The sequence below is a fragment of the Streptomyces stoeckheimensis genome (assembly GCF_045822005.1).
GTDB classification, from domain to species: Bacteria; Actinomycetota; Actinomycetes; order Streptomycetales; family Streptomycetaceae; genus Streptomyces; species Streptomyces stoeckheimensis.
Genome location: NZ_CP169550.1, coordinates 8714488 through 8741474, shown reverse-complemented (window position 1 = coordinate 8741474; position 26987 = coordinate 8714488). Strand labels below are relative to the sequence as shown.

Genomic DNA, 26987 nt, shown 5'->3' with positions numbered 1-26987 from the left:
TACTGAAACGACTGTTTCAGTAAAGCATAATGTCCGGGTGACCCCTTCCGACCGGGCCGACTCCGCCCGCAAGCAGCAGCTCCTGGAGCTGGCCTACGCCCACGTGCTCGACCACGGGCTGGCGGACATGTCCCTGCGGCCCCTGGCCGAGGCGATCGGCAGTAGTCCGCGCGTCCTCCTCTTCCTGTTCGGCAGCAAGGACGCCCTGGTGCAGGCGCTGCTCGCGCGGGCCCGGCAGGATGAGACGGGCATGCTCGAAGCCGTGCACCGGGCCCGGCCTGAGCACGGGCTCGCGCGCACGGGCGAGCTGGTGTGGAGCTGGCTCTCCGACCCCGGTCACCGCAAGGTCCTCACCCTGTGGGTCGAGGGATACTCGCGTTCACTGAGCGGCGGTGCGGGGCCCTGGGCGGGGTTCGCGGAGCGGACGATCGCCGACTGGCTGGAGGTCTTCGCCGCCGCCCAGCCGCCGGCCCACCGCGACACGCCCGAGGGCCTCGCCGAGCGCACCCTGCTGCTCTCGGTCCTGCGCGGGGCGCTGCTGGACCTCCTGGCCAGCCGGGACGAGCAGCGCACCACGGCGGCGGTGACCGCCCACCTCCGCACCCTGGAGTCTCCCGCCGACGAAGCGCCGACGAAGCGGGGCGGGGCCGGGAACCGGTCCACCGGCAGGGCCGACCGCGCCGCCCGGACGGTCGCGGCGCCGCCGGCGGCCGTCTACGCCGCCCTCCTCGACCGCGCGTCCCTCGAAGCCTGGCTCCCGCCGGACGGGATGAGCGGGCGGATCGAGCGGTGGGACCCGCGGCCGGGCGGCGGGTTCCGGATGGTCCTCACCTACCTCGGCGCCTCCGTCGATCCGGCCGGCAGCCCCGGCAAGACCTCGGACGCGACCGACGTCGTCGACGTCCGGTACACGGGCCTGGTGCCCTCGGAGCGCGTGGTGCAGCAGGCCGTGTTCGAGTCCGACGACCCGTCGTACGCCGGCACCATGACGATGACCTGGGACCTCGCCGCCGCCGACGGGGGCACCGCGGTGACCGTCACCGCCACCGACGTTCCGCCCGGCATCGACCAGGCGGACCACGAGGCGGGCATCGCCTCCTCGTTGGCCCACCTGGCGTCGTACCTCGAAACGGCCGGATGAACTGAGCGGCGAAGCTACGCGCCCCGCCCCTTGCTCACCGAGGTGGGGGCCGTTTCGGTCGCGGGGCCCGACTGGTCCCGCAGTTCGAGCTGCTGCGGCCGGAGGGCGGGGATCAGGGCGGCGATGGCCCCGGACAGCAAGGCGAAACCGCCGCCCATGAGCAGGCCGGTGCGGAAGCCCGCCTCGGAGGTGAAGGTGAATCCGCCCGCCGTGGTGGTCATCCGGGCCAGGACGACACCGACGACGGCGGCTCCGACGGAGGTGCCCAGGGAGCGCATGAGGGCGTTGAAGCCGTTGGCGGCGCCGGTTTCCGCCAGCGGCACCGCGCTCATGATCAGAGCGGGCATGGCTCCGTAGGCGAGGGCGACACCGCTGTTGATGACCATGACGGCGGCCATGAGCCCGACGGCCGTTCCGGAGAAGAGGAGCGCGACGCCGTAACCGGCGGCCAGGACGAGTGCTCCGCAGACGAGGGTGAGCTTCGGGCCGTGGAGGTTGGTGAGCTTGCCCCCAAGGGGGGACACGGCCATCATCATCAGCCCGCCGGGCAGCATCCACATGCCGGCCGCCAGCATGGACTGGCCCAGGCCGTAGCCGGTGGCGGCGGGGAACTGCAGCAGTTGCGGGATGACCAGCATGCTTGCGTACATGCCGAAGCCGATGGAGACGGAGGCGAGGTTGGTCAGCAGGACGCGCGGGCGGACCGTGGTGCGCAGGTCGACCAGCGGGTCGGTGGTCCGCCATTCGAACCACCCCCAGGCGGCCAGGACCACGACGGCGGTGGCGATCAGGCCCAGGGTGGTGGCGGAGCCCCAGCCCCAGTCGGCGCCCTTGGACACGAACAGCAGCAGCGACACCAGGCCGGCCGCGAGGCCCAGCGCGCCGATCACGTCGAAGCGCTGCCCCTTGGCGGCGGCCGGGACCTCGGGAATGAAGGCCACGATCATGACGGCGACGCAGCCTGCGAGCGCCGCGGAACCCCAGAACAGGAAGCGCCAGCTCGTGTACTGGGCGACGGCCGCGGAGAGCGGGAGGCCGATGCCGCCGCCGATGCCCATGGAGGCGCTCACGAGGGCGATGGAGGAACTGAGTTTCTCGGCGGGGAGGATGTCGCGGAGCAGGGCGATGCCCAACGGAATCATGCCCATGCCGACGCCTTGCAGGCCCCGCCCGATGACCATCTGGACGACGCCGCCGGCCAGCGCGCACACCACCGAGCCGATGATCAGCGGTATGCAACAGGCCAGGAGCATGCGGCGCTTGCCCAGCATGTCGCCCAGGCGCCCGCTGATGGGTACGCACACGCCCGCGACCAGGAGGGTGGCCGTGACGACCCAGGCGGAGTTGGAGTGGGAGGTGTGGAGGATGTTCGGCAGGTCGGCCAGCAGCGGCGTGACCAGCGTCTGCATGACGGCTGCGGCGATGCCCGCGAGTGCGAGCGTCGCGATCACCTTGCCGGTGCGGGGAGCGGCCGTGGGCGGCTGTTGCATGGATACGGTCCTAGGTGGTGTCTTGCCGGGGGTCGGCGCACCCCACAATCAGTAGTCAACTATCAGTTCGCTGTGGGCGACGTGTCAACCAGATCCGATCGTCGACTATCAGTTGTATTGTCGGCAGTGTGCGGACCGACAGCCCCAAACCCCTGCGCGCCGACGCCGTGCGCAACATCGAGAAGATCGTCAGAGCGGCACGCGACGTGTACGCCGAGCTGGGACCCGATGCGCCGCTCGACGAGATCGCGCGGCGGGCCGGCGTGGGGATCGCCACGCTCTTCCGCCGCTTCCCCGACAAGGCCGCCCTGCTCCGGGCCGTGCTCGACCAGCAGTTCACCCAGGACGTGCTGCCCGTCATCGACCGCGGACTGGCCGACGAGGACCCCCGCCGCGGCCTGACCGTCGTACTCGAAGCCGCCCTGGCCTCGGCGGCCGACGAGCACCACGTCCTCACCGCCGCCCGCAACGCCGGAGTCCTCTCCGCGGAGGTCAGCGCCCGGTTCTTCGACGCGCTCGACCCGCTGGTGGCGCGGGGGCAGCAGGCCGGTGTGATCCGCGGGGACCTGGTGCCCGACGACCTGAAGAGGATCATGAGCATGCTGGTCAGCGTGCTGTGGACCATGGAACCGGCCGAGGAGGGCTGGCGCCGCTACGTGGCCCTGGTCATGGACGGACTGAGCCCGGCTGCGGCCAGCCCGCTCCCCCACCCGGCTCCCCCACTGCTACGCCGACCACAGGGGTGATCCCCCTTCGGGCCGTAGAAGGCCCTGGTTCCCCCTCAACACCGGGTCTCGCACAGCTGGTTGGACGCTAGCGTGATCGGCATGACGGCCGAAGACGACCCGACGCACCGCGCCATGCGAACAGCTGACCTTTCTTCCCGGCGACGTCCACGTCGCATGGCCCCGAGATCTGGCCGATCCGAAGGGAGGGACGGTGCTCTGCCACAACGACGTCTGCCCGGAGAACGTCGTCTTCCGTGACGGCCGCGCCGCCGCACTGATCGATTTCGACATGGCGGCCCCGGGGCACCCCCTGTGGGACGTCGCCATGACCGCCCGCTACTGGGTCCCCATGCTCGACCCCGCATCGGCGAGCGCCCTTCACCCTGTCGGATTGGATGCCCCTACGCGGCTCCGGATCCTTGCCGACGGCTACGGCCTTTCGCCGCGGGAACGCGCCGAACTTCTCCGGGCACTGGCCGAGCACGGGGGCTGGGAGCGCTGGGACCGCATCCAGGATTGGCTGGTACGTCACCGCGCGACGTTCACCGCCGCCCTCCTGGACGGCTCACCGGGCCGACGAGGGTGAGGGCGGCCCGCCGGCACGGATCAGTTCGTACGGCGTGCGGCCCAGACGGTGCGCTCGGTCCGCACGGCGAGGTCCTCGCGGCGCAGGATGCTTTCGGGGCCGTCGGTGTCGAGCAGCCGGTCGAGTGCGGCGAGGTCCTCGGGCGGGAGGACCTCGGCGATGCTGCCGCGCAGGCGCTGCAGGCTGCCGAGGGCGTACGCGCCGACCGCCTCGCTGCGGGCACCTTCGATGTTCACGTCGATCACGCGGTCGCCGTCGAGGGTGAATCCGGCCGCGGTGAGCTTCGGTCCCCAGTCGGCGCCCCGGTGGGGTACGTGCTCCGCGTGGTAGCTCTCGCTCGCGGTGTGGCAGCGCCCTTCCAGTCCGGGCCGGCCTTCGGGGGCGTCCTCGGGCAGGAAGCGGGGGAAGCCCGCCAGCTCGACGACGGCGAACAGCCCTCCGGGGGCGAGTAGTTCACGGACCGTGCGCAGGGCCTGGTCCGGGTCGGCCATGTGGTGCATCGAGGCCGAGGCCCACACCAGGTCGGGCGCGCCGAGGTCGGGCCACTCGGTTTCGTCGAGGTCGGCCTGCACGGTGCGGACGCGGTCCTCGACGCCGCGGGCGCACGCCTTCTCCCTCAGGCGCTGCAGGTGTCCGGCCGAGGAGTCGACGGCCGTGACGTGCGCGTCGGGGAACCGGTCGAGCAGGGCGAAGGTGCCGGCTCCCGTGCCGCAGCCCAGATCCACGATGTGGCGAGGGGGCTCGGCCAGGGGCAGCCACGTGGTGATGTCGGTGATGTGCTCGGCGAGGACCTCCGCGTCCAGGTCGAGGATCTCCGCCTGGCCCTCAAGGTCCTGGCGGGCATGGCCGTGATCATGGCCGTGCCCGGCCTGGCCGTGGGGGGCATGCGCCTGGCTGCCGTGGGCGTGCCCGTTGTGGGCGTGCCCGTCGTGGGCGTGCCCGTCGTGGGCGGTGGTGCCGTGCTGGGGTGCGTGCTGTGCGTGGGTCATGGGTCCACGGTAGGACGCTCATGCGCTTGCAGCATCGAATCTTGCCGGTTAGGCAAGAAGATGGCCGCGTGGACCCCCGGACGCGCAAGATCCCGGGCCGGAGACCCCGCACCCCTACCCCTGAGCAGGGCCTTCGTCGCCCCCGTCGCCTCCCGCGCCCCCGTCGCCTCCCGCGCCACCGACGCCGCCGTCCCGCTGGTGGCCGCGGCGGGCGTCCCGGTCGAAGATCCCCAGGATCTCGCACGGTCCCCCCTCGGCGCCGATCGCGTGCGGCATCATCGTGGGGAACTCCGCGGACTGGTTGGCCTCGATACGGAAGCGTCGGTTCCCCAGCAGGAGGATCGCGGTGCCGGACAGGACCACGAGCCATTCGCGCCCGGGGTGCGCGCGCATACGGGAGGGGTTGTCCGGCGGCGGCTCGGTCATGCGCTGGCGAATGACCGTCATGCCCGGCTCACCCTTGATCGGCCAGCGCATCTGCCCGCGGGCGGCGTCGATCATCGGGCTGGTGACGACGTCGTCGGTCGCGGTCTCCACGAGCTGGTCCAAGGTGGTGTCCAGCGCGCGGGCGAGCGTGACGAGACTGTCCAGGGCCAGCCGGCGCTGACCGTTCTCGATGCGGCTGAGCGTGGACTGACTGAGCCGCGCACGCACGGCCAGTTCCTCCAGGGACCAGCCCTGCGCCACCCGCAGCGCGCGGATGCGTTTGCGTACGAGGCTGTCCAGGTCGCCGTCTTCTTGCGTCATAGGCAACATCGTATGCCCGTGCTGCAAGTCGCGGTTAGCGTCGTGTGCAGACGGCCCCGGACCACCGGGCCGGTACGAAGGAACACCCGGGAAGGAAACCGACGACATGACCGCGATCACTACCGCGACTACCGCGACCACCGCCTACGCGACCGACGCACTGCCGGACGGGACCGTCGACGCCGTGGTGATCGGCGGCGGCGCCGCCGGTCTGAACGGTGCGCTGATGCTCGCCCGCTCCCGCCGCTCGGTCGTCGTGATCGACAGCGGCACCCCCCGCAACGCGCCCGCCGAGGGCGTGCACGGCCTCTTCGCCCTGGACGGCACCCCGCCGGCGGAACTGTACGGGCGGGCCCGTGAGGACGTACGCCGCTACGGCGGCCGCGTCGTCTCCGGCGAGGTCTCCGCCGCCGAGCACGCCACTCCCTCCGCCGACGGCGACCTGCGCTTCACCGTCACCCTGGCCGACGGCCGCGCCCTGACGGCGCGCCGCCTGCTGGTGGCCACCGGTCTGCGCGATGTGCTGCCCGAGCTGCCCGGACTGGCCGAGCACTGGGGCCACAGCGTGGTGCACTGCCCGTACTGCCACGGCTGGGAGGTGCGCGACGAGCCGATCGGCGTCCTCGCCACCGGCCCCGCATCGATCCACCACGCCCTGCTGTTCCGTCAGCTCACCGACGACCTCGTCTACTTCGCGCACGGCACCAAGCTCGACGACGAGACCCGTACCCGGTTCTCCGCACGCGGCATCCGGGTCATCGACACCCCGGTCGCCGAGGTCGTGGAGGACCGCGACGGCGGCATCGGCGGTGTCCGCCTCACGGACGGCCGGGTCGTCGCCCGCCGCGTCCTCGCGGTGGCGACGACGCTCGTGGCCCGGACCGAGGGCCTGGCGGGCCTGGGCCTGCCGGTGGAGGACCTGCCCGGCGGCGGCCGCCGCTTCGTCTCCGGCGCGGCCGGCGCCACCGACGTGCCGGGGGTGTGGGTGGCCGGCAACGTCACCGACCCGATCGCCCAGGTCGGGGCCTCGGCCGCGGCCGGCGCGCTGGCGGGCGCCCACATCAACGCCCTCCTCGCCGTCGCCGACACCGACGCGGCGGTCGCGGCACTCGCCGCCACCGCCTGACGCGGAGCGGGCCCCGCTCCTCCTCCCCCCTCCCTTACTGGCAGCGCCGGACCCGGTCCGGCGCTGCCGGCGTGCATCGCGTTGATGGCCGTCATCGCCTCGGTTTCCGGACTGAACGTCGCTGCGCCCGACCTCGCCGTCGAATTCGGCGCCTCGCAGGGCACCGTCCTGTGGATCATCAACCTCTACACCCTCACCCTGGCCGCGCTCGGGCGTAGCCTCCGCGCTCAACGACGTCACCCGCGAGTTCGGCACCGCACTGGGCGTGGCCCTGCTCGGAGCGCTGCTGTCGGCCCGCTACCGCGACGCCATCGACGGGCGGCTCCACGACGTTCCCCGGGGCGCCGCCGACGCCGCGAGGGAGGGCGTCGCCAACGCCGTCGCGGCCGCGGGCGGTGCGGGCCCCCGGGCACAGGCCCTCGCCGACGCCGCCCGGCAGTCCTTCGTCGAGGGCTGGCAGCAGGCCATGTGGGCGGGGGTGGCCGTCATGGGCGTCCTCTTCCTCTACGTCCTCGCCCGCGGCCCGAAGAACCCGCTCCCGGCGACCGCGCGGGAGTCGCAAGCGGACCCCGAGGTCGTCTCCACGAGGTGACGGGAAGACATATGCGGCTATGTCATCATCCCTTGTATGAGTGAAGTCGAGATCCTCCCGCTGCAACTGCCCCACCTCGATGCCGTTCTCGACCTCGGCTACCGGTCCTTCGACGTGAAGGCGATGCCCTACACCTCCTGGTCCCTGTCCTCGGTCGCCGCGCACTGGGACGCCCAGCCGGACGCCTGCTGGATCGCCCGCGACGAGGAGGGGCTGCTCGGATTCGTCCTCGGGTCGCTGTCCTACGACGAGCGGGAGGACTGGGGCTACCTGGAGTGGATCGCCCTGGAGGAACGCGCCCGGGGCCTCGGCGTCGCGAGCTCCCTGGTCGAGCGCTGCTGCGCCGCGCTCTTCGCGGCGGGAGCGTCCCGGATCATCACCGACGTGGAGAGCGGCAACGCGGCCTCCGCCGCGATGATGCGGCGCAACGGGTTCGCCGAGAAGGTCACGGTCACCCTCTTCGTCCGCCCGAACCCGCGGGAACACACCGCCACGGGCTCGCACTCCGCCCAGGATCCGGCCCGCTCCCGGCTCCGCCGCGCCGCCCGGGCGAGCGGCGGCACCCCGGCCACGTAGGCTTCCGGCTCCGTCACGGGCAGGCGTCCGGCACGGCGAACCCGCCGGCGCGCGGGTCCCCGGGTCCCACCCGGGCCCCGCCCGGCGCGTGCGCGCGCCCCGACGTGCGCCTGCGCGCCTCCGCACGCCCCCGCAGCGGGGATGACCCCGGACCGGAGCCGCCCCGAACATGAACTGCCCCACCATCCGGGGCAACTCGGCCATCACGGGGGAACCATGGGACGACGCTGGCTGGTCACGGGATGCTCCTCGGGGCTCGGGCACGCACTGGCCACCGCGGCGGCCCGGGCCGGGGACGAACTGGCCGTCACCGCCCGCAAGACCGCCGACCTGGAGGATCTGGCCGCGGCCTGGCCCGGCCGCATCGTCCCGGTCCCGCTCGAGCTGCGGGACGGAGCTTCCTGCGAGGAGGCCGTCCGCACTGCGGTGGAACGCCTGGGCGGCATCGACATCCTCGTCAACAACGCCGCCGTGGGGCTGTTCGGCGCGGTCGAGGAGGTCTCGGACGCCGAACTCCGCGACCAGCTGGAGACCCTGGTCGTCGGCCCCTGGCGGCTCGCGCGGCTCGTGCTGCCGCTGATGCGGGCCCAGGGGCACGGCCACATCCTCAACGTCTCGTCCGTGGTGGGCCGGATGGCCTTCCCCGGTCTGGCGGCCTACACCGCCGGGAAGCACGCCCTCGAGGGCATGAGCAGGACCCTCGCCATGGAGGCGGCTCCCCACAACATCCGCGTCACCGTCGTCGAACCGGGCATGTTCGCGACCCGCTACGGCACCTCCATGGCCGAAGCCGCCCATCGGGTGCCCGCCTACGACGTCACCAACCGCGAGATGCTCGAAGGGGCCCGGGGCCTCGCGGACAGCCCCGAGACCGGACGCCCCGAGTACTTCGCCGCGCGGGTCCTGGACATCGTCGGCGCCGAGGGCCCCACGCCGCTGCGGATCCCCGTCGGCGACGACGCCTACGGCTACATCGACGCCTCGGACGAGGTGGACCGCGCCGATCACGCCGCGGCCCGTCTCCTCGTACAGGGCCCGGCCCAGGACTGACGGCCGGGGACCGCGGGGCCGGCAGGTCCTTGCGGCGTGTCTCCGGAAGGTCGAATGCGAGCCAGAATCGTCCGAAACTCGACCATCTCATCGGAAACCGAGGCGAGGGCGGAAGCGTTCGAACAGGTGCCAGAACCCTCAAGGGGCCCTGACCGAGCGGAAATTCAGGGCTCCACCCAAGGAGTCATACCGTGCGCTTCCTCTTCACGGGCCCCGCCTCGGTGGGCCATCTGTTCCCGATGGTGCCGACCGCCCAGGCCCTTCAGGCCGCCGGGCACCAGGTGCTGTTCGCGGTCTCGGCCCCGTACGACCAGATGCGGCAGGCCGGTCTGCCCACCGTCGAGATCGGTGACGGCTCGACGCTGCTGGAGGCCTTCAAGCGGGCCCAGAACGGCTCGGACCTCCAGTTCGTCACGGACGGCAACAGCCCCGACGACACCGAGCGGCTCGCCGCGGCCGGCTTCGCCGAACACGGCCGGGTCACCATCGACGACCTCCTGGCCCTTGCCGGGTCCTGGCGGCCGGACGTCATCGTCCACGCCGCCTTCCAAGCCGCCGCGCCCCTGGTCTCCGCGGCCCTCGGCATACCGGCCGTGGTCCACAACTTCGGCGTGATGTCAGGCTTCGGCATGGTCGGCCGGTTCGGCGGCCTGCTGGCGGACGAGTACGCGGCCCGCGGGGTCGAAGGTCCGGCCACCCACACCGTCCTCGACGTCATCCCAGCCTCCCTGGGCGGGGACGGCACCGGCTGGCGCGTCCGCTACGTGCCGCACAACGGTGGCGGCTCCGTTCCACGCGATCTCGTGGCCCGCGGTGCCCGGCCCCGGATCGCCATCACCCTCGGGACCGTGGTGACCGCGTTCGCGGGCGTCAACCCGGTGGCCCGGGTCGTCTCCGAGGCCGCTTCCGTCGACGCCGATTTCCTGCTCGCGGTCGGCGACACCGATCTGGGCCCGCTGGGCACGCTTCCGGACAATGTCCGGGTGCTGCCCTGGGTGCCCCTGGCGCAGCTGCTCGACACGGCGGACGCGATCGTGCACCACGGCGGATCCGGCACCATGCTCACCGCCGCCGCCCTGGGCGTCCCGCAGCTGATCCTCCCGCAGGGCGCGGACCACTTCATCAACGCCGACGCCGCCACCGGCCTGGGCTTCGCCCTGCGTGCGACCAGCGCCGAGGTGGACGCCGCCCTGCTCGGCCGCCTGCTCACCGACGAGGCCCTCCGCAAGGGGGCCGCCGCCACGCGGTCCGAGATCGACGCGCTCCCTTCACCCACCGACCTCGTCGCCTCCTTCGAGGCCATCGCATAGCGCGGGAGCACCGCGCCAGACGGGCGGCCGGTTCATTCTCCGGTCAGGAGGCGCAGCTTCGGTGTGGCCGCGCCACCGGGCCTCGCCGGCCCGGCCCCGGCCTGCGCCAGGACCGGGCCGGGGGGCCGGGCGTCAGGCCTTCATCTCGTACGCCCCCGCCAGGGCCTCCACCCGTGCCCACACGCGGGCCGAGCGGTCCGCGTCCACGGCCGGGCGGCGGACCGCGTCCAGGGCCCAGGCCTGCTGGTCCGCGGTGGCGGAGTCCTTGCCGTGGAGTTCGACGGCGTGCGCGGAGAAGTCCCGTACGAGGACTCCGAACAGTTCGTCGAGCACGTCCTCGTCCAGACCGGTCAGGCGGGCCTGCTCCAGGACGAGCTGGCCGTGCACGACCAGGGCGAAGAGCTGGCCGACCGCCAGGAGGAGGTCCAGGTCGCGGCTCTGCTGCTCGTCGGGGGCGGCGGTCTCGACGAACGTGCAGAGGGCGTCGGCCTGTGCGCGGAACCTGGCGACGTTGGGCACCGCGGCGTACGCGTCGTAGGCCGGGCGCCAGTCGTGGAACCGTACGGATCCCAGGCCGCGGGCCGGGCCCTGGCGGAAGAGGAACCCGTCGTCGGCCGCGTCGAGGCGGGTCGGGACGGGGGCGTAGTCGGCCGGTTCCAGCAGGTGGTTGCGCATGAACTTGAGGATGAGCGCCAGGTTGACGTGGACCGTGCCCTCCAGCTTGGGCAGGCCGCGGATCTCGACGGCCGCCTGGGCGAAGTAGGTGTCCTTCTCGAAGCCCTTGGCCGCGATGACGTCCCACATCAGGTCGATGACCTTCTCGCCCTCCGTGGTCACCTTCATCTTGGTCATCGGGTTGAAGAGGAGGTAGCGGCGGTCGTCGGGGCCCGCGGAGCGGAAGTAGTCGACGGCGCGGTCGCTGAACAGCTTCATCCCGACGAGGCGGACGTACGCGTCGGTCAGCTCGCGGCGCACGTGCGGGAAGGCGGTGACGGGGCGGCCGTAGAGGATGCGGCCCTGTGCGTGGGTGACGGCCTCGTACATCGCGTGCTCGCAGATGCCGATCGAGGCGGTGCAGAGGTTGAACTTGCCGACGTTGACCGTGTTGAGGGCGGCGTCGAAGGCGGCGCGGCCGGTGTGCAGGACGTCCTCGGGGCCGACCGGGTAGTCCGTGAGGCGGAACTCGCTGACGTACTTGGAGGAGTCGACCACGTTCTTCACCACGTCGTACGCGGGGTGGCGGCTGTCCGCGGCGAAGAAGACGTAGCCGTCCGGGCCCTCCACGTCGGTGCGGCGGCCGAAGACGGAGACGAGTCCGGCGGCGTTGCCGTTGCCGATGTAGTACTTCGAGCCGGTGGCCCGGAAGCCGTCGGCACCGTCGGCATCGGTATACGGCTCCAGCAGCATGTCGGTGTTGTAGATGTCCGCGCCGTGGGTCTTCTCGGACAGGCCGAACGCGAACACCTCGCCCGCGTCGAGGAGCTGTGCTGCGCGCTCGCGGGCGGCGGCGTTGTCGCTCTGCCAGACGGGGCCGAGGCCGAGGATGGTGACCTGCCACGCGTACCAGTAGTCGAGCCCGTAGAAGCCGAGGATCTCGTTGAGGGCGGCGATGCGCGCGGTGTCCCAGCGCTTGTCGGGCCCGTCCTGGCCGGCGGCCGGCTCCGGGGTCAGGAAGGTCGCGAAGAGGCCCTCCTTCGCGGAGAAGGCGAGGAAGTCCCCCAGCCAGGCGCGGGTGCGGTAGTCCTCGATCAGCCGGCGCTTGCCGCGCTCCTCGAACCAGTCGACGGTCGCGCGCAGCAGCCGGCGGGTCTCGGGGTCGAAGTGCGCGGGGTCGTAGGTGCGCGGGTTGAACAGCAGCTGGTCGCTCATGGGCGTTCGCCTTCCGGTCGGAGGATGAGGGGTGACTAGGGAGCAGGAGGAGGGAGGAGGGGGTGCTCGGCAGCGCCGGTCAGGGGGACGCCAGGCGGTGGAGGGTGGTCAGTACGTCCTCCAGCCAGGCGAGCTGCATGCGTTCGTAGGCGATGCCGCCCCGGAGCACGACGTGCTGGAGTTCCCGCCCCGCGTCCGAGGGATCCGGAGCCGGAGCCTGCGGTCCGGTGAAGTCGCGGAGCTCGCCCGCCAGGTAGTGCGTGAGCCGGTCGGCGTGCGTCCGGTGGTGCCGCTCGACCTCGCGGATCAGGGCGGCCGGATCGTCGAAGGCCGCGCCGCGGATCTTCACGGCGAGCTCGTGGCGGACCGTGTCGGCCTGGATCGGCTCGTGGAGCCAGGCCGAGAGGGCGGCGCGGCCGGCCGCGGTGACGGAGTACTCCTTCTTGTCCGGACGGGTCCGCTGCGGAACTTCGCGGACGTCGAGCCGTCCGTCGCCCTCCATGCGGCTCAGCACGCGGTAGATCTGCTGGTGGGTCGCGGTCCAGAAGTAGCCGATGGACCGGTCGAACCGGCGGGCCAGTTCGTATCCGGACCCCGGCTGCTCCAGCAGGGAGACGAGGATCGCGTGCTCAAGTGCCATGCCTTGATCTTTCTATGCAACTCGTTGCATAGACAAGCGCCGCCACGAGGGTGAGACACGGCTCACCCGCGCGCTCGGTTAGGGTCGGCGGGAGCGCGCATCGCACCGCGAACCGACGAACCACCATGAGGAGCAACCGTGAGCCAGCCGGCGTCCACCGCCCTGCAGCAGGAGATCGCCCGGGAGCTCCTGGTGGCCGAAAGCTTCGATGCCGAGCGGGAGATCGAGCGCCGGGTGGCGTTCCTCACCGAGCGGCTCACGTCCACGGGCCTGCGCTCCCTGGTGCTCGGGATCAGCGGCGGGGTGGACTCCACCACGGCCGGCCGGCTCTGCCAGCTCGCCGTGGAGCGGGCCCGGGCGGCCGGTCACGAGGCGACGTTCTACGCCATGCGGCTGCCCTACGGGGTCCAGGCCGACGAGCGGGACGCGCAGCTCGCCCTCGGTTTCATCAACGCCGACCGGGTGCTGACCGTGGACGTGAAGCCGGCGAGCGACGCCGCGCTGGCCGCCTCCCTGGCCGGCGGGACCGTCTTCCGGGACGCCCACCACCAGGACTTCGTGCAGGGCAACATCAAGGCCCGCCAGCGCATGATCGCCCAGTACGCGGTGGCCGGCGCGCACGACGGCCTGGTCGTCGGCACCGACCACGCCGCCGAGGCGGTTTCCGGCTTCTTCACGAAGTTCGGCGACGGCGCGGCCGACCTGGTGCCGCTGACCGGGCTGACCAAGCGCCGGGTGCGGGCCTGCGCCGACGCCCTGGGCGCACCGGCCGAGCTGGTCTGGAAGACGCCGACGGCGGACCTGGAGACCCTCGACCCGGGCAAGGCCGACGAGGACGCGCTGGGTGTCACGTACGACGAGATCGACGACTTCCTGGAGGGCAAGCCGGTCGGGGAGCGCGCCTTCGACACGATCGTCCGCCGCTACCGCCTGACCGAGCACAAGCGGCAGCTGCCGATCGCGCCGTAGCGGCCGTCCGCGTCGGTGGCGGCGGGCGTGAAGTCCGCCTCCTCCGGGTACTGGTCGGTCACGGTGAGCACCACCTTGCCCGGCAGCGTCCCGGCGCTGCCGTTCACACCCGAGGAGTCCCCGTGGCCGTCCTCAGCACGATCCTCGTCATCCTCGGCGCCTGGTGCGCCGCCAGCGTGGCCACTGTCGCCCTGTACGCGGCCCTGCGCCGTCTCCACGTCCGCCGGCAGCGGGCGGCGGCGGCCGTGCCGGACGCCGTGCGTACGGTACGGGGCTCCGTGCCGGGCGCAAGGACGGGCCGGCCCGGCCGCCCCGTCCGCCCCGGCCGGGCCCACCGGCACCACCGGCTTCCCCGCCTCCACCGGCACCACGGTCCGGCTCACCCGTCCGGCCGTTCCGGCCGGGGCCGCCGGGTACCACCGCCGGATCTCCAGGCGGGCTGAACATCACGATCCGTGTTTGGCTGACTGCATGACGTCCGCCAGCGGAACCCCATCCGGCCCGATGCCCGACGCCGCAGCCCGGCCCGCCGGCGGCGCACCGTCGGCTCCGCCCGACCCCCGGCGCTGGTGGGCGCTCGCCGTCATCGGACTGGCCCAGCTGATGGTCGTCCTCGACGCCACGATCGTGAACATCGCGCTCCCCTCCGCCCAGCGCGACCTGGGGATGTCGGACGGCAACCGGCAGTGGGTGATCACCGCCTATTCGCTGGCCTTCGGCGGACTGCTCCTGCTCGGCGGACGCATCGCTGACCTCATCGGCCGCAGGCGGGCCTTCGTCATCGGCCTGAGCGGTTTCGCATTCGCCTCCGCCCTGGGCGGCGCGGCGAGCACACCGGGGATGCTCTTCGCGGCCCGGGGCCTGCAGGGCGTCTTCGCGGCGCTCCTCGCGCCGTGCGCCCTGTCGCTGCTGGCCACCACCTTCGACACCCCCAGGGAACGCGCCAAGGCCTTCGGCGTGTTCGCCGCGATCGCGAGCGGCGGCGGGGCCGTCGGCCTGATCGCCGGAGGCCTGCTCACCGAGTACCTGAACTGGCGCTGGTGCCTCTACGTCAACGTGGCCATCGCCGCGGTCGCGGTCCTCGGCACCTTCGCCGTCCTGCGCACCTCGGGACGTACGGGAGCGAAGCTCGACGTCCCGGGAGCGGTCCTCGGGTGCGGCGGACTCCTGGCCGTCGTCTACGGGCTGAGCGCGGCCGAGCCGCGCGGCTGGTCCGACGGCCTGGTCATCGGCCTCCTCATCGGCGGGGCCGCCCTGCTCGCCGCGTTCGCCTGGTGGCAGGTGCGGGCGAGCGACCCCATGCTCCCTCCGCACATCATCCGGGACCGGACGCGGGCAGGCTGCCTCGCCACCATGATGCTGGCCACCATCACCCTGCTCCCCGTGCTCCTGTTCCTGAGCTACTACTTCCAGCTCGCCCTCGGCTACTCCCCCATCAGGACCGGGCTGGCCTTCCTCCCGCTGACCCTGGCGATCATCACCGGTGCGACCCAGGTCTCCGCTCGCTTCCTCGACCGGCTCGCACCCCGCGCGCTGATCGTCCCCGGGCTGCTCCTCGCCACCCTGGCCCTGATCCTCCTCTCGCGGCTGACGGTCGATTCCTCGTACGCGACCCACGTGCTCCCCGCCATGCTGGTCCTCGGGTTCGGCATGGGCCTGGTCTTCATGCCCGTGATGTCGACGGCCACCCAGGGCGTGGCGCGGAAGGACTCCGGGGTCACCTCGGCCACGGTCAACACGGCCCAGCAGGTGGGCGGGGCGATCGGGACGGCGCTCCTCAACACCGTCGCGAGCACGGCCGCGACCGCCTATCTCGCCGCGCACCTCGCGGGACCGGCGCAGGCGGCCCACGGCGCCTCCGCGGCCGCGACGCAGCGGTTGATCGAGGCCCAGGGCGTGGTGCACGGCTTCGGGGTCGCGCTCTGGTGGGCGGCCGGCATCATGCTCCTGGGCGCCGCCGCGGCCGCCGTCCTGGTCACCGCGCCGGCGCCCGCGCCCCGTCGCGAGGCGCCTGGCGCGGCGGTCGCGGCCCCGACGCCCTGACGGGGTCGGCGAGGCCTACGGGGCCTACGGGACGCGGCTGTTCTACGGGGCCCGCGGGACCGGCCGCGCCGCCGGCGGGAGCAGGGTCGTGGCGATGCCGGCGAGTACCGCCGCGAGGCCCGCTTCGAAGCCGGCATCCTGATCGCGGAACATCTCCGGGCCCGCCTCGGCGGTGAGCGGGTAGCCGGCGAGCCGTTCGGCGCGGGCCTCCAGGTCGTAGCCCTCGCCGTCCGAGCCGGGCAGCGGTCCCATCGACTGCTCCTCGATCACGTACCCGATGGTGTAGCTGTACGCCGTGAACCAGGCCCGGGCGGCCCCCGCGGCCGTGAAGCCGCCCGCGACGAGCGTGCGCAGGTGGGCCTCCATGGGAGCGGCGTAGCTCGTGTCGGTGAAATGCGTGCCGCTGTAGACCTTGGCTCCGTCCCGGTAGCGCAGCAGGTGTCCCCTCAGCCCCCGCATCGCGGCTTCCAGCGCCTGGGACCAGTCGCCGGACGGACGGGCCGCGTCCAGGTCCGCCGTCATCCTGCGGAACATCTCGGTGGCCATTTCGTCGAGCAGCGCCTGTTTGTCCTTGAAGTGCCAGTACAGGGCGGGTGCCTTGACGTCCAGTTCCTTGGCGATGGCCCGCAGGGTCAGCCCTTCCAGCCCCACGTCTCCGAGCAGCCGCAGGGCGGTGGAGGCCACCGTCGCCCGGTCGAGCCGGGCCCGTTCGGGTTTCGCTTCTCGTTCTTCATTCACCACCTTGACAACTTAACAGCGTTAAGCACATTCTCGTACCCATGACCGAACTTAACGGCGTTAAGGAAAACGGGGCTCCCGACGTGCTCGTCGTCGGCGCCGGCCCCACCGGACTGACCCTGGCCCTGGACCTCACCCGCCGGGGCGTCCACGCCCTGGTCGTCGAGCGGGCCGACACCCTCTTCCCCGGCTCGCGGGGCAAGGGTCTTCAGCCGCGGACCCTGGAGCTCTTCGACGACCTCGGCGTGGGGGACGCGGTCCGCGAGGCGAGCGCCCACGCGCCCATCGGGCAGATCTGGCAGGACGGACGGCCCGTGGGCGAGCACGACATGCTCGGCGACAGCGGCGTCGGCGGCCCCACGGACACCGAGCCGCATCCGCGCGCCCGACTCCTGCCCCAGTGGCGCACCCAGGAGATCCTTTTCGAGCGCCTCACCGGGCTGGGCGGCCGGGTCCGCTTCGGCACCGCACTGACCGGCTTCGACCAGGACCCCGCCGGGGTGAGCGCGTACCTCTCGGACGGCAGTACGCTGCGCGCCGCCTACCTGGTCGCCGCCGACGGCGGCCGCTCGACCGTCCGCAAGGCCCTGGACATCGGAATGACCGGCGAGGCCGTGGATCCCGCCCCGATGGTGGTGGCCGACGTCCGGCTGCGCCCCGGAGCACTGGACCGCGACCACTGGCACCTGTTCCCGGGCCCGGACGGCGGTTTCGCCGCGCTGTGCCCGCTGCCCGGCACCGACGAGCACCAGTTCGTCGCGCGCACCGAAGACCTCGACATCCCCGCCGTGGTCGCCGACCTGACCCACCTGAGCGCGCAGGACGTCACCGAGGTCCGGTGGGCCTCCGACTTCAGGCCGCGCGCCGCCATGGCCGACCGCTTCCGCGCCGGCCGGGTACTGCTCGCGGGCGACGCGGCGCACGTGCACTCCCCCGCCGGCGGCCAGGGCCTCAACACCAGCGTGCAGGACGCCTACAACCTCGGCTGGAAGCTCGGCCAGGTACTGCGCCACGGCGCGGACCCCGCGCTCCTGGACACGTACGAGGAGGAACGCCGGCCCGTCGCCGCGCACGTACTGGGCCTGTCCACACGGATCCACCGCGGCCAGGAGGAGCGCGGCGGCGCCACCCGCCAGCTCGGCCTGGGCTACCGGGGCGGCCCCCTCTCCCAGGGAGCCGCGGGCGCCCTGGAAGCCGGGGACCGCGCCCCCGACGGCCCGCTGCCGGACGGCCGCAGGCTCTTCGACCTGTTCCGGGGACCGCACTTCACCCTGCTCGCCGTCGGCACCGATGCCGAACTGCCGCCCGTGAGCACGGAGTTCCTGCACGTCCACCGGATCGGGGCGTACGAGCCGTACGGCAAGGGGCTCTTCCTGGTCCGGCCCGACGGGTACGTGGGCTGGGCGGGCGAGGACGCGACCGGACTGCCCCGCTACCTCGCCCGCCTGACCCGCCCCGGCTCCCCGGCGGCGGGGAGCTGAGGCGGATCCCCCGTCAGCGCAGGGTGGGAATCACATCGTTCGTCTCGTCGACTTCCACGGGCCCGGTGGCGCGCCGGCCGAGTGCCTCCGCGGGCGTCTCGTCCGCGCAGACGGTGCCCCGTGCGGGCAGGGCCAGGGTGGCCAGGTAGTCGTTGACGAGCGCACTGACGCACGCGCTCCGGTTGTAGGCGGTGTGCCCCTCGCCGGAGAAGGTCAGGAGCCGTCCGGCGTCCAGCGTGTCGGCCAGGGCCACTGCGTCCCGGTACGGGGTGTCCGGGTCCCCGGTCGTGCCGAGGACCAGGATCGGGGCGGAACCGGCCGCCCGGTAGGAGCCCTCGTAGCGGCTGGGGCGTTCCGCCTGCCACTGCGCGCAGGTGGGCGCGTGGTTGTGGTCGTAGGTGGGCGGTCCCAGGCCGATGGGCGGCCCGAGCAGGGGCGCCGAGGCCGCCTCCGCGGCGACCAGGGCGCCCAGGAGGAGCCGGCTGGTCGGGTAGACGCGGTCGGCGCACTCGACGGCCATGTTGACGTTGAGGAAGTCGAAGGACGCGGGTGAGGGGGGTGACAGCAGGAAGGAGGTCTTGTGGGCCTGGGCCAAGGCCAGGGCCTCACCCAGGTAGGGCCAGATCTCCTTGCCCGAGTTGATGTTGAACATCAGGCGGTAGGCGAGGGTGTAGCCGGTGGCCGGGCGTCCGCTCGCGGTGATGACGGGATCGGCGTCGAGGTCCCGCTTGAGCTGTTCGAAGGCCTGGCGGGGTTTGCCCTCGCCGAATCCGCAGGCGGTGGCGTTCTGTGCGCACCAGTCGAGGAACCGGCCGACCGCCGCGTCCAGGGCGGTGAACTGCGCGGCGTCGTAGGCGTAGGGCACGTCGGCGTAGCGGCGCGGATCGTAGCCCCCGTCCAGGACCATGGCGCGCACGCGCTTGGGGAACTGCGCGGCGTACACGGTGCCGACGTAGCTGCCGAAGGAACGGCCGTAGAAGGTGAGCGTCTCCTCGCCGAGGGCCTGGCGCAACAGGTCGAGGTCCTTGGCGTTCGATGCGGTGCCGACGAACGGCACGAGGCCGCCCGAGCGTTCGCGGCAGGCGGCGGCGAACTCCTGGCCCTGCCGGACGGCGGTCTGCAGCGCGCCCGGTCCCGGGACGCCGCGCGCGGCGTCGACGGCGGCCGAGTACTCCGCGTCGTTCCAGCACTCCACCTGGCCGCTGCGTGCCACGCCCCGCATGTCGTACCCGACGACGTCGAAGCCGTCGCGGAGGGCGGCGGGGAGTGCGGCGTAGCTGTTGCGGGCGAAGTTCACGCCCGAGTTGCCGGGGCCGCCGGGGTGCAGCACCAGCACGCCGGTGCGGTGGGCCGGGTCGGCGGCGAGCCGCCGGGTGACGGCCAGCGGGATCGTGGCTCCGGTGGGCCGGCGGTAGTCGAGCGGCACCTGGGCGGTCGCGCACTCGAAGCCGTCGCCCTGTCCGTCGGAGCAGGGCCCCCAGGACAGGACGGGTACGGGCGGGGCGGGCACGGCGGTGGCCGTGGCGGCCCCCGGCCCGGCTCCGAGCAGCGCGGTGACGGCGATCAGGACGAGGGCTATCCCCCACACCACTCGCTTGCGCGCATCATCGGCTAAACGGGTCTGCATGCGGTGAGCTCCCTTGGTGGCAGGTCGACGGCAGGGGCGCGCACTGGTCCGGGGGGAAGGGTGTGGGCGCCCGCGCTCGGCTGAGCGGCAGGTTCAGGTTCCCATCCGTGGGGCGGGCGGGATAGACGGCGTCGTCGACGGGATGCGGAACGCACGGCCCCGGCCAGCGGGTTCGGCCCGGCGGGCCCCTCGTCCGGCTGGGCCGACAGGCTGACCGCGGGCCCGGCAGCCGGTTCGCCGGGGGCGTGCGGACGGCGCGGGAGAGGGGCTCGCGCGAGCGGGGCGCCGGCCGTGGTCAGGCCGTGCCGGTTCCCGTGGTCCACACCGGGCGGAGCCGTTCGGCGGCGGCGCTCGCCTGGGCGAGGCCCGCCCGGTACGCCGGCTCCCACTGCGTCAGGTCCTGCAGGTCCGGTCCGAAGGCCCGAACGGCGTCCGGATCGGGTCCGAGGGTCACCACGGTCGGCTCCCCGGGGGACTCCGGCTGGTCGTCGAGCGGCTCGCCGGGGAACAGGTGCGCCATGGGTGCTACGACGACCAGCGTGCGCGCCCCGGCCGCGAGGTCGGCGTTCGTCCCGGCGCGCAGGGCGCCGTCCATGTACCGCCGCCCTCCGATGGCGACGGGCGGTTCGGCTCCGGGGAAGGCGCTGCTCGCGGCCACGGCCCGCACCAGCGGCACGCCGCTCGTACGGTCCCACACCACGGGCTCGCCGCTGGCCGCATCCACCGCGGTGATCAGCAACCGGCGGTCCGGCCAGCCGTCGGCGCCGATCAGCGCGGCCCGGCTCGCGAGCAGCGCCCGCTCGGCGTGGGGGCCGGATGCCGAGTCGGCGTGGTCCAGGGCGATCCGGCCGACTCGGCGCCGGGCCTCTCCCGGTTCCAGGCCGGCTTCCCCGAGCACGGCGAACACCGAACCCAGCCGGGCCGCGTCCGCCGCGCCTCCGGTGGCGGCAGGCCCGGTCCCGGCCGCGAGGGCGGCGAGCCGCCCGGGGTCCCGGCCGGTGGCCAGCAGTGCGCCGACGATCGCACCGGCCGACGTACCGACGACGAGATCGGCTCCGCCGAGATCGACCCCGGCGCGGCGCAGTCCACCGGCCAGGCCCGCCATCCAGGCCGTGCCGACCGGGCCGCCCGGTCCCAGTACGAGCGCCCGCTCCGCGGTGGCTCCGGTTTCAGGGTTCACGGGGTCCGCCCCTCGTCTTGTGCCGTGCGCGCCGTGCACGCCGTACATGCCGTTGCCGTCGGGTGACGATCAACGGGGCCGACGGTAGGACCTCGACCCGACTTGAGGTCAAGCGGTCCGGCCGCCCCCTGCGAGGAGCAGTCGCGCGGCCACCGTCGTCCCGTCCGTGCGGACCGTTGCGCCCACCTCGGCCGCCCGGGCGCGGGTCTCGGGGGCCGGCGCCGTGTGCAGCGCGGCGGACAGGGACCCGGCGGCCGGGGCCGGGCCCTCGTGGGCCGCGCCGACGCCCAGGTCGGCGACCCGGCCGGCCCAGTAGGGCTGGTCGGCTCCCTGGGGCACCCCGGCCAGGGCGGCGGTCATCGTGCTGCCCGCGCTGCCGTGGTGCACGACGGCGGCCACCCGTCGGCCAGGGCCAGTTCGGCTCAGCCGCGGGAGACGACCGCACGGCGCCCCTGCGAGCGGATCGCGGCGACGGCCGCGCGGCGACCTCTTCGGGGGCGGCCAGGGGAGTGCCGCCGAAGCCCACGTGGACGGGCGGTGGGCCGTCGTCCAGGAACGCCACCAGTTCGGCGGGGAGACGGCGTTCGTCCGGTGCGCACCACGCTCCGGTCTGCACCACGCCGAGACCCGTCGGCTGCCACGGGGACAGGAGCGGGTCCGTGGCCGGCCACGGGTGGGCGGTGACGGCGTAGTCCCGGACGGAATCCACGGGCGGCAGGCCGGCACCCGCCCGCAGGGTGTTGAGCATCTCGCCGAACATGGTCTGCGCGATGACGGCGTCCTCGTCCCACAACGCCCGGTTGTCGGTGGCGTCCGGCGGCAGGGAACGGCCCCGCCGCGCGGGCGGGCGCCGGTGGAGCGCCGGCAGGCTGACCGGCTGGTGGCTCGCGTGCACGAAGCGCAGGCCCAGCTTCTCGGCCACCGACCGCGCGCCGGCGGTGACCGGCAGCGGGCCGGTCGCCACCAGTGCGTCCGCGCCTTCGGCCGCCGCGGCGACCGTGTCGAACTGCGCGGTCATCAGGTCCGCCTCCCGCTGCGCGAGGCCCTCCGCGGATCCGGACGTCACCGAGGTCACCAGCGGGCGCACCGGGCTGCCGGCCGGAACCGGCTCGACGCCGCGACCTGCCAGCCGGCGGGGCACGCCGCGCGCGACGGACGGCACTACGGACCCGGCGCGTCGTCGGCGCCTCGGGCACCCTTCGCCTGCGAGTCTCACGACCGGCGCCCGCCGTGTGGATCCGCTCACACGGGAGCCGCCCGCCTTCGCACGGCCACCCCGGACGGTTCGCCCCCGGCCGCCGACTCCTCGTCAGGTGTGAGGACCGGGCCTCCTACGGCGCCCACCTGGGCCTCGGCTGTGCGCACGGCCGATCACACCAGGAGCGCGACAGCCACGCGAACCGCCCGGACCGGCGGGCACAGTAGGGGATTTCACCCCGACCTATCTGGACAAACCGCATCGATTCGGGTGATCGATGCGAGATGTCCCATACCCCCCGATACTCAACCCGACGGTGTGTCAGGCGCACGCGCGCGAGGCATAATCGGGCCCGGTCGTCTCCGGAAAGCGGTGGGGCCAACGGGGCACGGACCCGCCCCGCAGCCCAGTTCCGCACCTGACCGACCGAGCCCCGAGGCGTTGCAGATGTCCCTGGCCAGCCGCACCCGCATCGCGGGCCTGCTCGCCGCGTTCACCGTCGGCGCCGTCGGCGTGACGACCTGGGCCTACGGGTACGGGACGACGCCGGAGTCGGCGGCCCCCGAAGCGGCGCGCCGCCCGAGCGTGACCGAGGGCACGGTCCTCCAGGTCGTCGCACACCCCGACGACGACCTCTACTTCATGAACCCCGACCTGAGCCGTTCCATATCGACGGGCATCAAGGTCACCACCGTCTATCTCACCTCCGGCGAGTCCGACGGCCGCAACGAGGCCCACAGCCCCCACCTGAAGGACCCCGCGGGCCCCGCCGACCACGCCTCGTACGCGGAGGCCCGGCAGAACGGCATACGGGCCGCCTACGCGCAGATGGCCACCGGGGACCGCACCAGCGCCTGGCAGCGCCGCTCCATACCCACCGTCGGCGGCGGGAGCGCCGAGGTGGACGTCCTCGTGGCGCGGCCCGAGGTCAATCTGGTGTGGATGCAGCTGCGCGAAGCCCGCACCATCTCCGGGGACAGCCCGGACAGCCTGCGCGGACTGTGGGACGGCCGGGTCCCCGCCCTGGAGGCCCAGCTCAGCTCGGGGACGCCGGTCAAGCCCGGGTTCTCGTACGACAAGGACCAGGTCGTGGAGGCCCTCGCGGGGGTCCTCGCCCTGTACCGGCCGACCACCATACGGACCCAGGACCCGACCCCCGGCCGGGTGCACGGCGGCGGCGTCTTCTTCGACCACCAGGACCACATATACGGCGCCCGCTTCGTGCAGGCCGCCGCCGAGCGCTACGCGAAGTCCACGGACCGGCCGCACTTCTCGGTCCAGAACTACGTGAGCTACCCCAACAGCTCCCTGCCCCCGGTGCTGGACCCGCAGGCCGCCGAGGAGAAGCTCGGCTACCTCAAGACCTACGCCTGGTCCGACCACGAGAACTGGTGCGGCAGCCCCGCCGGGTGCGGCGACCGCAAGACGGCGACCCGACCGGCCGGCTCCGGCTGGAACCGGACCATCCGCTACGGCCGGGGCGACGTCACCTCCTGGATGACCGAGGGCGTCTCCGGCCGGTTGTGGGCCTTCGGAGTGCTGGACGGACGGATGGCCTACTGGTCGCGCGGCGGCCCCAACGCCCCCTGGCAGGGGCCCCGGTTCCTCGCCGGGACCGGGATGGACACGGGATCGACGGCGGTCCGGCTCCGCGACGGCAGGGTCGCGGTCTTCGGCACCCGCACCACGCTGGGCACCACGCCCCAGGAGTACGGACGCGAGCTCGTGTACTCCGTGCAGGCGGCGCCCGACGGCGCCTTCGGCCCGTGGCTGTCGCTGGGCACCCCGGACACGGAGGACCTGTCCGGAACCTCGGCGATCAGCACGCCGGCCGTGGCTCTGGACCGGACCGGCCGGATGACCGTCTACGTACGCGATTCCCAGCGCACCCTGCGCGCCGCCGCGCAGTCGGCGCCCGACGGCGCCTTCGGAGCGTGGGAGTCCCTGGGCGGCTCCGGCCTGCGGGGCGACCCGGTCACCGCGACGGACGCGGCCGGCCGCCGCCACGTGTACGCGGCCACGGCCCAGAGCGTGCTGGCCTGGGTCCAGCAGACCCCGGACGCCCCGTTCGACGCCCCCGTCCCCACCGGGCTGCCGGCCACCACCGCGCTCTCGGCGAGCGCCAAGGGCGACGGCGTCGCCCTGTACTTCCGCCACCCCGGCACGGGTGCCGTCGCCACGAGCCTGGCCACCGCGGGCGGGACCGTACCGGAGTTCTCCCCGGTCACCGAGGTGGGCGGCGAGGGAGGCTACGGCCCCGTCGGCGTCGCGGGAGGCCTGCTCGCGGGCCGCGCGGGCGCGGGCACGGTCGGCGTTGCGAACACGGACGGCGGACCGTCCTGGTACGAGTCCCAGATGCACTACACGGGAGCCCCGGCGGCCCTGACCGCGCAGGACGGCACGGCCGTCGGCGCCGTCCTCGGCCTGGACGCCGCTCTGCACGTCACGACCGCTCCCCCCGGCGGCTCCGAACCCCTCGGCAGCCGTCCGGCCTCCTCCCCCTGGTACCCGGCCGTCCCGCCGGCGGCGGGCGGACCGGGCTACCGCGCGAGCTCCGGGTGGCAGCGCTGAGCGGTGCGGGCGACGATGGCGGCGGATCGCGCCGGGGCCCGGCCGGGGCCGGCGTCCGACACCGTCCCACCCCACTCGACCTGCGATCGGGGCTCCCATGACGACCGCATCCACCGCGGCTGAGCACGGATGACCGGTCCCGCCGCCGCCACGGCGCACCGCGACGGTCGGGCCGGGCGGGCCCATCGGGCCCGGGAGCTCCTGCGCACCGAAGGTCCGGCCGCCGCCCGGATCGTCGTCACCGTGGCCGTGGCCTGGCAGGCCGCGCTGTGGCTGGGCGCCGACCAGCCGCCGGTGTTCGCGGCGATGGTCCCGCTGGTGGCCCTGCGCGGCGATCCGATGACGGCGCTGGGCACCTCGCTGCAACGGATCCTGGGGGTCGTGGCGGGCGTGCTGATCGCGATCGCCGTCCTGAACCTCTGGCAGCCCTCCCCCCTCACCCTGGCCCTGGTGGTGGCCCTGGGCCTGGGCGTCGGCATGGCCCTGCGGGCCGGCGGCACGAGCAACATCCAGGTCGCGCTGTCCTCGCTGCTGGTCTTCGCCAACACCTCCCCCGATGCCTACGCGCTGGACCGCATCTGGGAGACCGCGGCCGGCGCGGCGGTCACCATCATCCTCGCTCCCCTGCTGTGGCCGCCCGACCCCCAGCGCGTCCTGGCGGCCGTCGCCGGCGACTGCGCCGCGCGCCTGAGCCGTTCCCTCACCGGTACCGCGGCGGTGCTGGGCGGCGGTCCGGCCGCCGCCCGCGACAATCTCGCCCGGGTGCACGCCCACGTCGAAGCGGTGCACGCGGGCGCCGCCCGTGCCCGTGAGGCCGAACGCGCCCTGCGGTTCAACCCCATGCGCCGCCGTCAGCGCGGCACCGTACGCCTGCGGGCGGAGCGCATCGCCACCGCCGACGGGCTCGCCGTGCACGTGGCGACCCTGGCCGGTGAGGTGGACGCGTTCACCTGCCGGGACGAGCTCGCTCCCGAGCTCGCGCGGGCCCGGCTCCGGGTTCCCGAACTGGCCTCGCTCACCGCGCGGGCCGTCGAGGACGCCTTGTCGGGAGACGATCCCGCGGCCGCCGTGGCCGCCGCCCGCGACGGGCTGGCCGCCTACGCCCGCACGGATCCCCGGCCCGTCGCCGTCGCGCTGCGCCGGCCCTTGCACCGGGTGCTCGACGCACTGGAGCCCCGCCCACAGGACCCCAAAGGCTGACTTATGAATGGACACCCATAGCGAACTTCCCCTTATGCTTGGCGCATGAAAACGATCGGGTTGATCGGCGGTATGAGCTGGGAGTCGACGGCGGAGTACTACCGGATCCTCAACGAGCGCACCCGCGAGCGCCTCGGCGGACTCCACTCCGCCCGCTGCGTGCTCTACTCCGTGGACTTCGCGGAGATCGAGCGGTTGCAGGTCCAGGGCCGCTGGGAGGAAGCCGGCGAGGTACTGGCCGGTGCCGCCCGGTCACTGGAAGCGGCGGGCGCCGAGCTCCTGCTGATCTGCACCAACACCATGCACAAGGTCGCGGACCCGGTCGCGGCCGCCGTCTCCGTCCCGCTCCTGCACCTCGCGGACACCACGGCCGCCGCCGTCCGCGGCGCCGGACTGCGCCGCGTGGGGCTCCTGGGCACCGCGTTCACGATGGAACAGGACTTCTACCGCGGCCGCCTGGCCGCGGGCGGGCTCGACGTGCTCGTACCCGGCCCCGAGGGACGTGCGCTCGTCCACCGGGTGATCTACGAGGAGCTCTGCCTCGGCGTCGTCCGCGAGGAATCGCGCGCCGCGTACCGCCGGGTCGTCGAGGACCTCGTCGCCGGGGGCGCCGAGGGAGTCGTCCTGGGGTGCACGGAGATCGAGCTCCTCATCGGTCCCGCGGACAGCCCCGTACCGCTCTTCCCCACCGCCCGGCTGCACGCCGAGGCGGCGGTGGACGCGGCCCTGTCCCCCTGAGTCCGTCAGGCGGGGACGAAGACGTCCTCGCGTGCGTCGTCGAGGATGAACCCGTTGTCGAAGCGCACCCGGACGGTCACCCGGAGCGGCTCCGCACGGTAGGCGTCCCACGCGGGCTCCAGGCCGGCGACCTTCTCTTCCAGCTGCTTCTTGCTCTCCGCCGGCATGCCCGCGCCGTAGGCGTCGAGGAGCGACTTGAGCCTCTCGTACTCGCGGGACTCCTCGGTCTGCCGGTCGTGCTCGACCACCCGCACCACGGTGCCCTCGGTGCCCGCCGCCAGCGACAGCGAACCGGCGACGGCCCCCGCCGCACCCGAAGGGTCCTCCGTCATCGCGACCCAGCCGGTCAGCCGGGTGTCGGCCGCCAGCCTCACCCGCCGACCCTCGTTCAGCGTCAT

At 73.6% G+C, this 26987-nt stretch carries 24 protein-coding genes and 2 pseudogenes; 15 read left to right on the top strand and 11 right to left on the bottom strand.

From position 1 onward, the window contains the following. Positions 1–37: 37 nt before the first annotated feature. Positions 38–1141 (top strand): SRPBCC domain-containing protein, encoded by a 1104-nt coding sequence (locus ACE1OC_RS39635; RefSeq protein WP_407841122.1) that lies wholly within the window; start codon positions 38–40, stop codon positions 1139–1141. Between the two features lie 14 nt (positions 1142–1155). Here ACE1OC_RS39635 and ACE1OC_RS39630 read toward each other — a convergent pair whose 3' ends face one another. After that, positions 1156–2631, bottom strand: coding sequence for an MFS transporter (locus ACE1OC_RS39630; protein ID WP_407841121.1), 1476 nt, complete (start codon positions 2629–2631; stop codon positions 1156–1158). Between the two features lie 128 nt (positions 2632–2759). Between ACE1OC_RS39630 and ACE1OC_RS39625 the strand changes: the two genes are divergently transcribed. Both ACE1OC_RS39625 and ACE1OC_RS39620 read left to right on the top strand, forming a co-directional pair. Further along, positions 2760–3377, top strand: a complete 618-nt coding sequence (locus tag ACE1OC_RS39625) for a TetR/AcrR family transcriptional regulator (protein WP_407841120.1) — start codon at positions 2760–2762, stop codon at positions 3375–3377. Positions 3378–3519: 142 nt separating this feature from the next. Continuing rightward, positions 3520–3945, top strand: a pseudogene (locus ACE1OC_RS39620) (phosphotransferase); the annotation flags it as partial. A 20-nt stretch (positions 3946–3965) separates the two neighbouring features. Here the strand turns inward: ACE1OC_RS39620 and ACE1OC_RS39615 are convergent. Both ACE1OC_RS39615 and ACE1OC_RS39610 read right to left on the bottom strand, forming a co-directional pair. Continuing rightward, positions 3966–4934, bottom strand: coding sequence for a methyltransferase (locus tag ACE1OC_RS39615; protein ID WP_407841119.1), 969 nt, complete (start codon positions 4932–4934; stop codon positions 3966–3968). A gap of 114 nt (positions 4935–5048) precedes the next feature. Beyond that, on the bottom strand, positions 5049–5690 hold the full coding sequence (locus tag ACE1OC_RS39610) for a helix-turn-helix domain-containing protein (protein WP_407841118.1): 642 nt from the start codon (positions 5688–5690) through the stop codon (positions 5049–5051). A gap of 97 nt (positions 5691–5787) precedes the next feature. Here ACE1OC_RS39610 and ACE1OC_RS39605 point away from each other — a divergent pair, with 97 nt between their 5' ends. The 5 genes from ACE1OC_RS39605 to ACE1OC_RS39585 all read left to right on the top strand — a co-directional run bounded on the left by ACE1OC_RS39605 (position 5788) and on the right by ACE1OC_RS39585 (position 10335). Then, on the top strand, positions 5788–6807 hold the full coding sequence (locus ACE1OC_RS39605) for an NAD(P)/FAD-dependent oxidoreductase (RefSeq protein WP_407841117.1): 1020 nt from the start codon (positions 5788–5790) through the stop codon (positions 6805–6807). Positions 6808–7072: 265 nt separating this feature from the next. Beyond that, positions 7073–7399 carry a hypothetical protein gene (locus ACE1OC_RS39600; RefSeq protein ID WP_407841116.1) on the top strand — a complete coding sequence of 109 codons (327 nt, stop codon included), beginning with the start codon at positions 7073–7075 and terminating at the stop codon, positions 7397–7399. Positions 7400–7435: 36 nt separating this feature from the next. After that, positions 7436–7975 (top strand): GNAT family N-acetyltransferase, encoded by a 540-nt coding sequence (locus ACE1OC_RS39595; protein WP_407841115.1) that lies wholly within the window; start codon positions 7436–7438, stop codon positions 7973–7975. A 216-nt stretch (positions 7976–8191) separates the two neighbouring features. Then, complete coding sequence (locus tag ACE1OC_RS39590; protein WP_407841114.1) at positions 8192–9025, top strand: SDR family oxidoreductase; 834 nt, start codon at positions 8192–8194, stop codon at positions 9023–9025. Between the two features lie 191 nt (positions 9026–9216). Next, positions 9217–10335, top strand: a complete 1119-nt coding sequence (locus ACE1OC_RS39585) for a glycosyltransferase (RefSeq protein WP_407841113.1) — start codon at positions 9217–9219, stop codon at positions 10333–10335. Between the two features lie 132 nt (positions 10336–10467). Here the strand turns inward: ACE1OC_RS39585 and ACE1OC_RS39580 are convergent, their stop codons facing one another. After that, entirely contained in the window at positions 10468–12204 is a 1737-nt protein-coding gene (locus tag ACE1OC_RS39580; RefSeq protein ID WP_407841112.1) for an acyl-CoA dehydrogenase family protein, read from the bottom strand. 79 nt (positions 12205–12283) lie between these two features. Beyond that, on the bottom strand, positions 12284–12844 hold the full coding sequence (locus ACE1OC_RS39575) for a PadR family transcriptional regulator (RefSeq protein ID WP_407841111.1): 561 nt from the start codon (positions 12842–12844) through the stop codon (positions 12284–12286). Positions 12845–12982: 138 nt separating this feature from the next. On the opposite strand from ACE1OC_RS39575, the gene nadE reads away from it, so the two are divergent. Beyond that, positions 12983–13813: an ammonia-dependent NAD(+) synthetase gene (nadE, locus tag ACE1OC_RS39570; protein ID WP_407841110.1), complete on the top strand. Its 831-nt coding sequence runs from the start codon at positions 12983–12985 to the stop codon at positions 13811–13813. Here nadE and ACE1OC_RS39565 read toward each other — a convergent pair. Beyond that, the gene (locus ACE1OC_RS39565; protein WP_407841109.1) at positions 13768–13920 is read right to left on the bottom strand and encodes a hypothetical protein; all 153 of its coding nucleotides are present in this window, start codon (positions 13918–13920) and stop codon (positions 13768–13770) included. The two genes, nadE and ACE1OC_RS39565, sit on opposite strands and share 46 nt — an antisense overlap. 15 nt (positions 13921–13935) lie before the next feature. On the opposite strand from ACE1OC_RS39565, the gene ACE1OC_RS39560 reads away from it, so the two are divergent. Then, the gene (locus ACE1OC_RS39560) at positions 13936–14256 is read left to right on the top strand and encodes a hypothetical protein (RefSeq protein ID WP_407841108.1); all 321 of its coding nucleotides are present in this window, start codon (positions 13936–13938) and stop codon (positions 14254–14256) included. A 61-nt stretch (positions 14257–14317) separates the two neighbouring features. Continuing rightward, positions 14318–15856 (top strand): MFS transporter, encoded by a 1539-nt coding sequence (locus tag ACE1OC_RS39555; RefSeq protein WP_407841829.1) that lies wholly within the window; start codon positions 14318–14320, stop codon positions 15854–15856. 42 nt (positions 15857–15898) lie between these two features. Here the strand turns inward: ACE1OC_RS39555 and ACE1OC_RS39550 are convergent, their stop codons facing one another. Beyond that, positions 15899–16597, bottom strand: coding sequence for a TetR/AcrR family transcriptional regulator C-terminal domain-containing protein (locus ACE1OC_RS39550; RefSeq protein ID WP_407841107.1), 699 nt, complete (start codon positions 16595–16597; stop codon positions 15899–15901). A 38-nt stretch (positions 16598–16635) separates the two neighbouring features. Between ACE1OC_RS39550 and ACE1OC_RS39545 the strand changes: the two genes are divergently transcribed. Then, positions 16636–18075, top strand: a complete 1440-nt coding sequence (locus ACE1OC_RS39545) for an FAD-dependent monooxygenase (protein WP_407841106.1) — start codon at positions 16636–16638, stop codon at positions 18073–18075. A 13-nt stretch (positions 18076–18088) separates the two neighbouring features. Here the strand turns inward: ACE1OC_RS39545 and ACE1OC_RS39540 are convergent, their stop codons facing one another. The 3 genes and pseudogenes from ACE1OC_RS39540 to ACE1OC_RS39530 form a co-directional block, all read right to left on the bottom strand. Then, a complete protein-coding gene (locus ACE1OC_RS39540) occupies positions 18089–19702 on the bottom strand; it encodes an alpha/beta hydrolase (protein WP_407841105.1) in 1614 nt (537 codons plus the stop codon). Between the two features lie 295 nt (positions 19703–19997). Then, positions 19998–20882 carry a patatin-like phospholipase family protein gene (locus ACE1OC_RS39535; protein ID WP_407841104.1) on the bottom strand — a complete coding sequence of 295 codons (885 nt, stop codon included), beginning with the start codon at positions 20880–20882 and terminating at the stop codon, positions 19998–20000. A gap of 108 nt (positions 20883–20990) precedes the next feature. Then, a pseudogene (locus ACE1OC_RS39530) lies at positions 20991–22044 on the bottom strand (glycosyltransferase). A 483-nt stretch (positions 22045–22527) separates the two neighbouring features. Between ACE1OC_RS39530 and ACE1OC_RS39525 the strand changes: the two are divergent. The 3 genes from ACE1OC_RS39525 to ACE1OC_RS39515 all read left to right on the top strand — a co-directional run bounded on the left by ACE1OC_RS39525 (position 22528) and on the right by ACE1OC_RS39515 (position 26589). Continuing rightward, positions 22528–24651 (top strand): PIG-L family deacetylase, encoded by a 2124-nt coding sequence (locus tag ACE1OC_RS39525; protein ID WP_407841103.1) that lies wholly within the window; start codon positions 22528–22530, stop codon positions 24649–24651. A gap of 129 nt (positions 24652–24780) precedes the next feature. Continuing rightward, positions 24781–25851, top strand: a complete 1071-nt coding sequence (locus ACE1OC_RS39520; protein WP_407841102.1) for an FUSC family protein — start codon at positions 24781–24783, stop codon at positions 25849–25851. A gap of 45 nt (positions 25852–25896) precedes the next feature. Continuing rightward, entirely contained in the window at positions 25897–26589 is a 693-nt protein-coding gene (locus ACE1OC_RS39515; RefSeq protein ID WP_407841101.1) for an aspartate/glutamate racemase family protein, read from the top strand. Positions 26590–26594: 5 nt separating this feature from the next. Here ACE1OC_RS39515 and ACE1OC_RS39510 read toward each other — a convergent pair whose 3' ends face one another. Beyond that, positions 26595–26987: a hypothetical protein gene (locus ACE1OC_RS39510; protein WP_407841100.1), complete on the bottom strand. Its 393-nt coding sequence runs from the start codon at positions 26985–26987 to the stop codon at positions 26595–26597.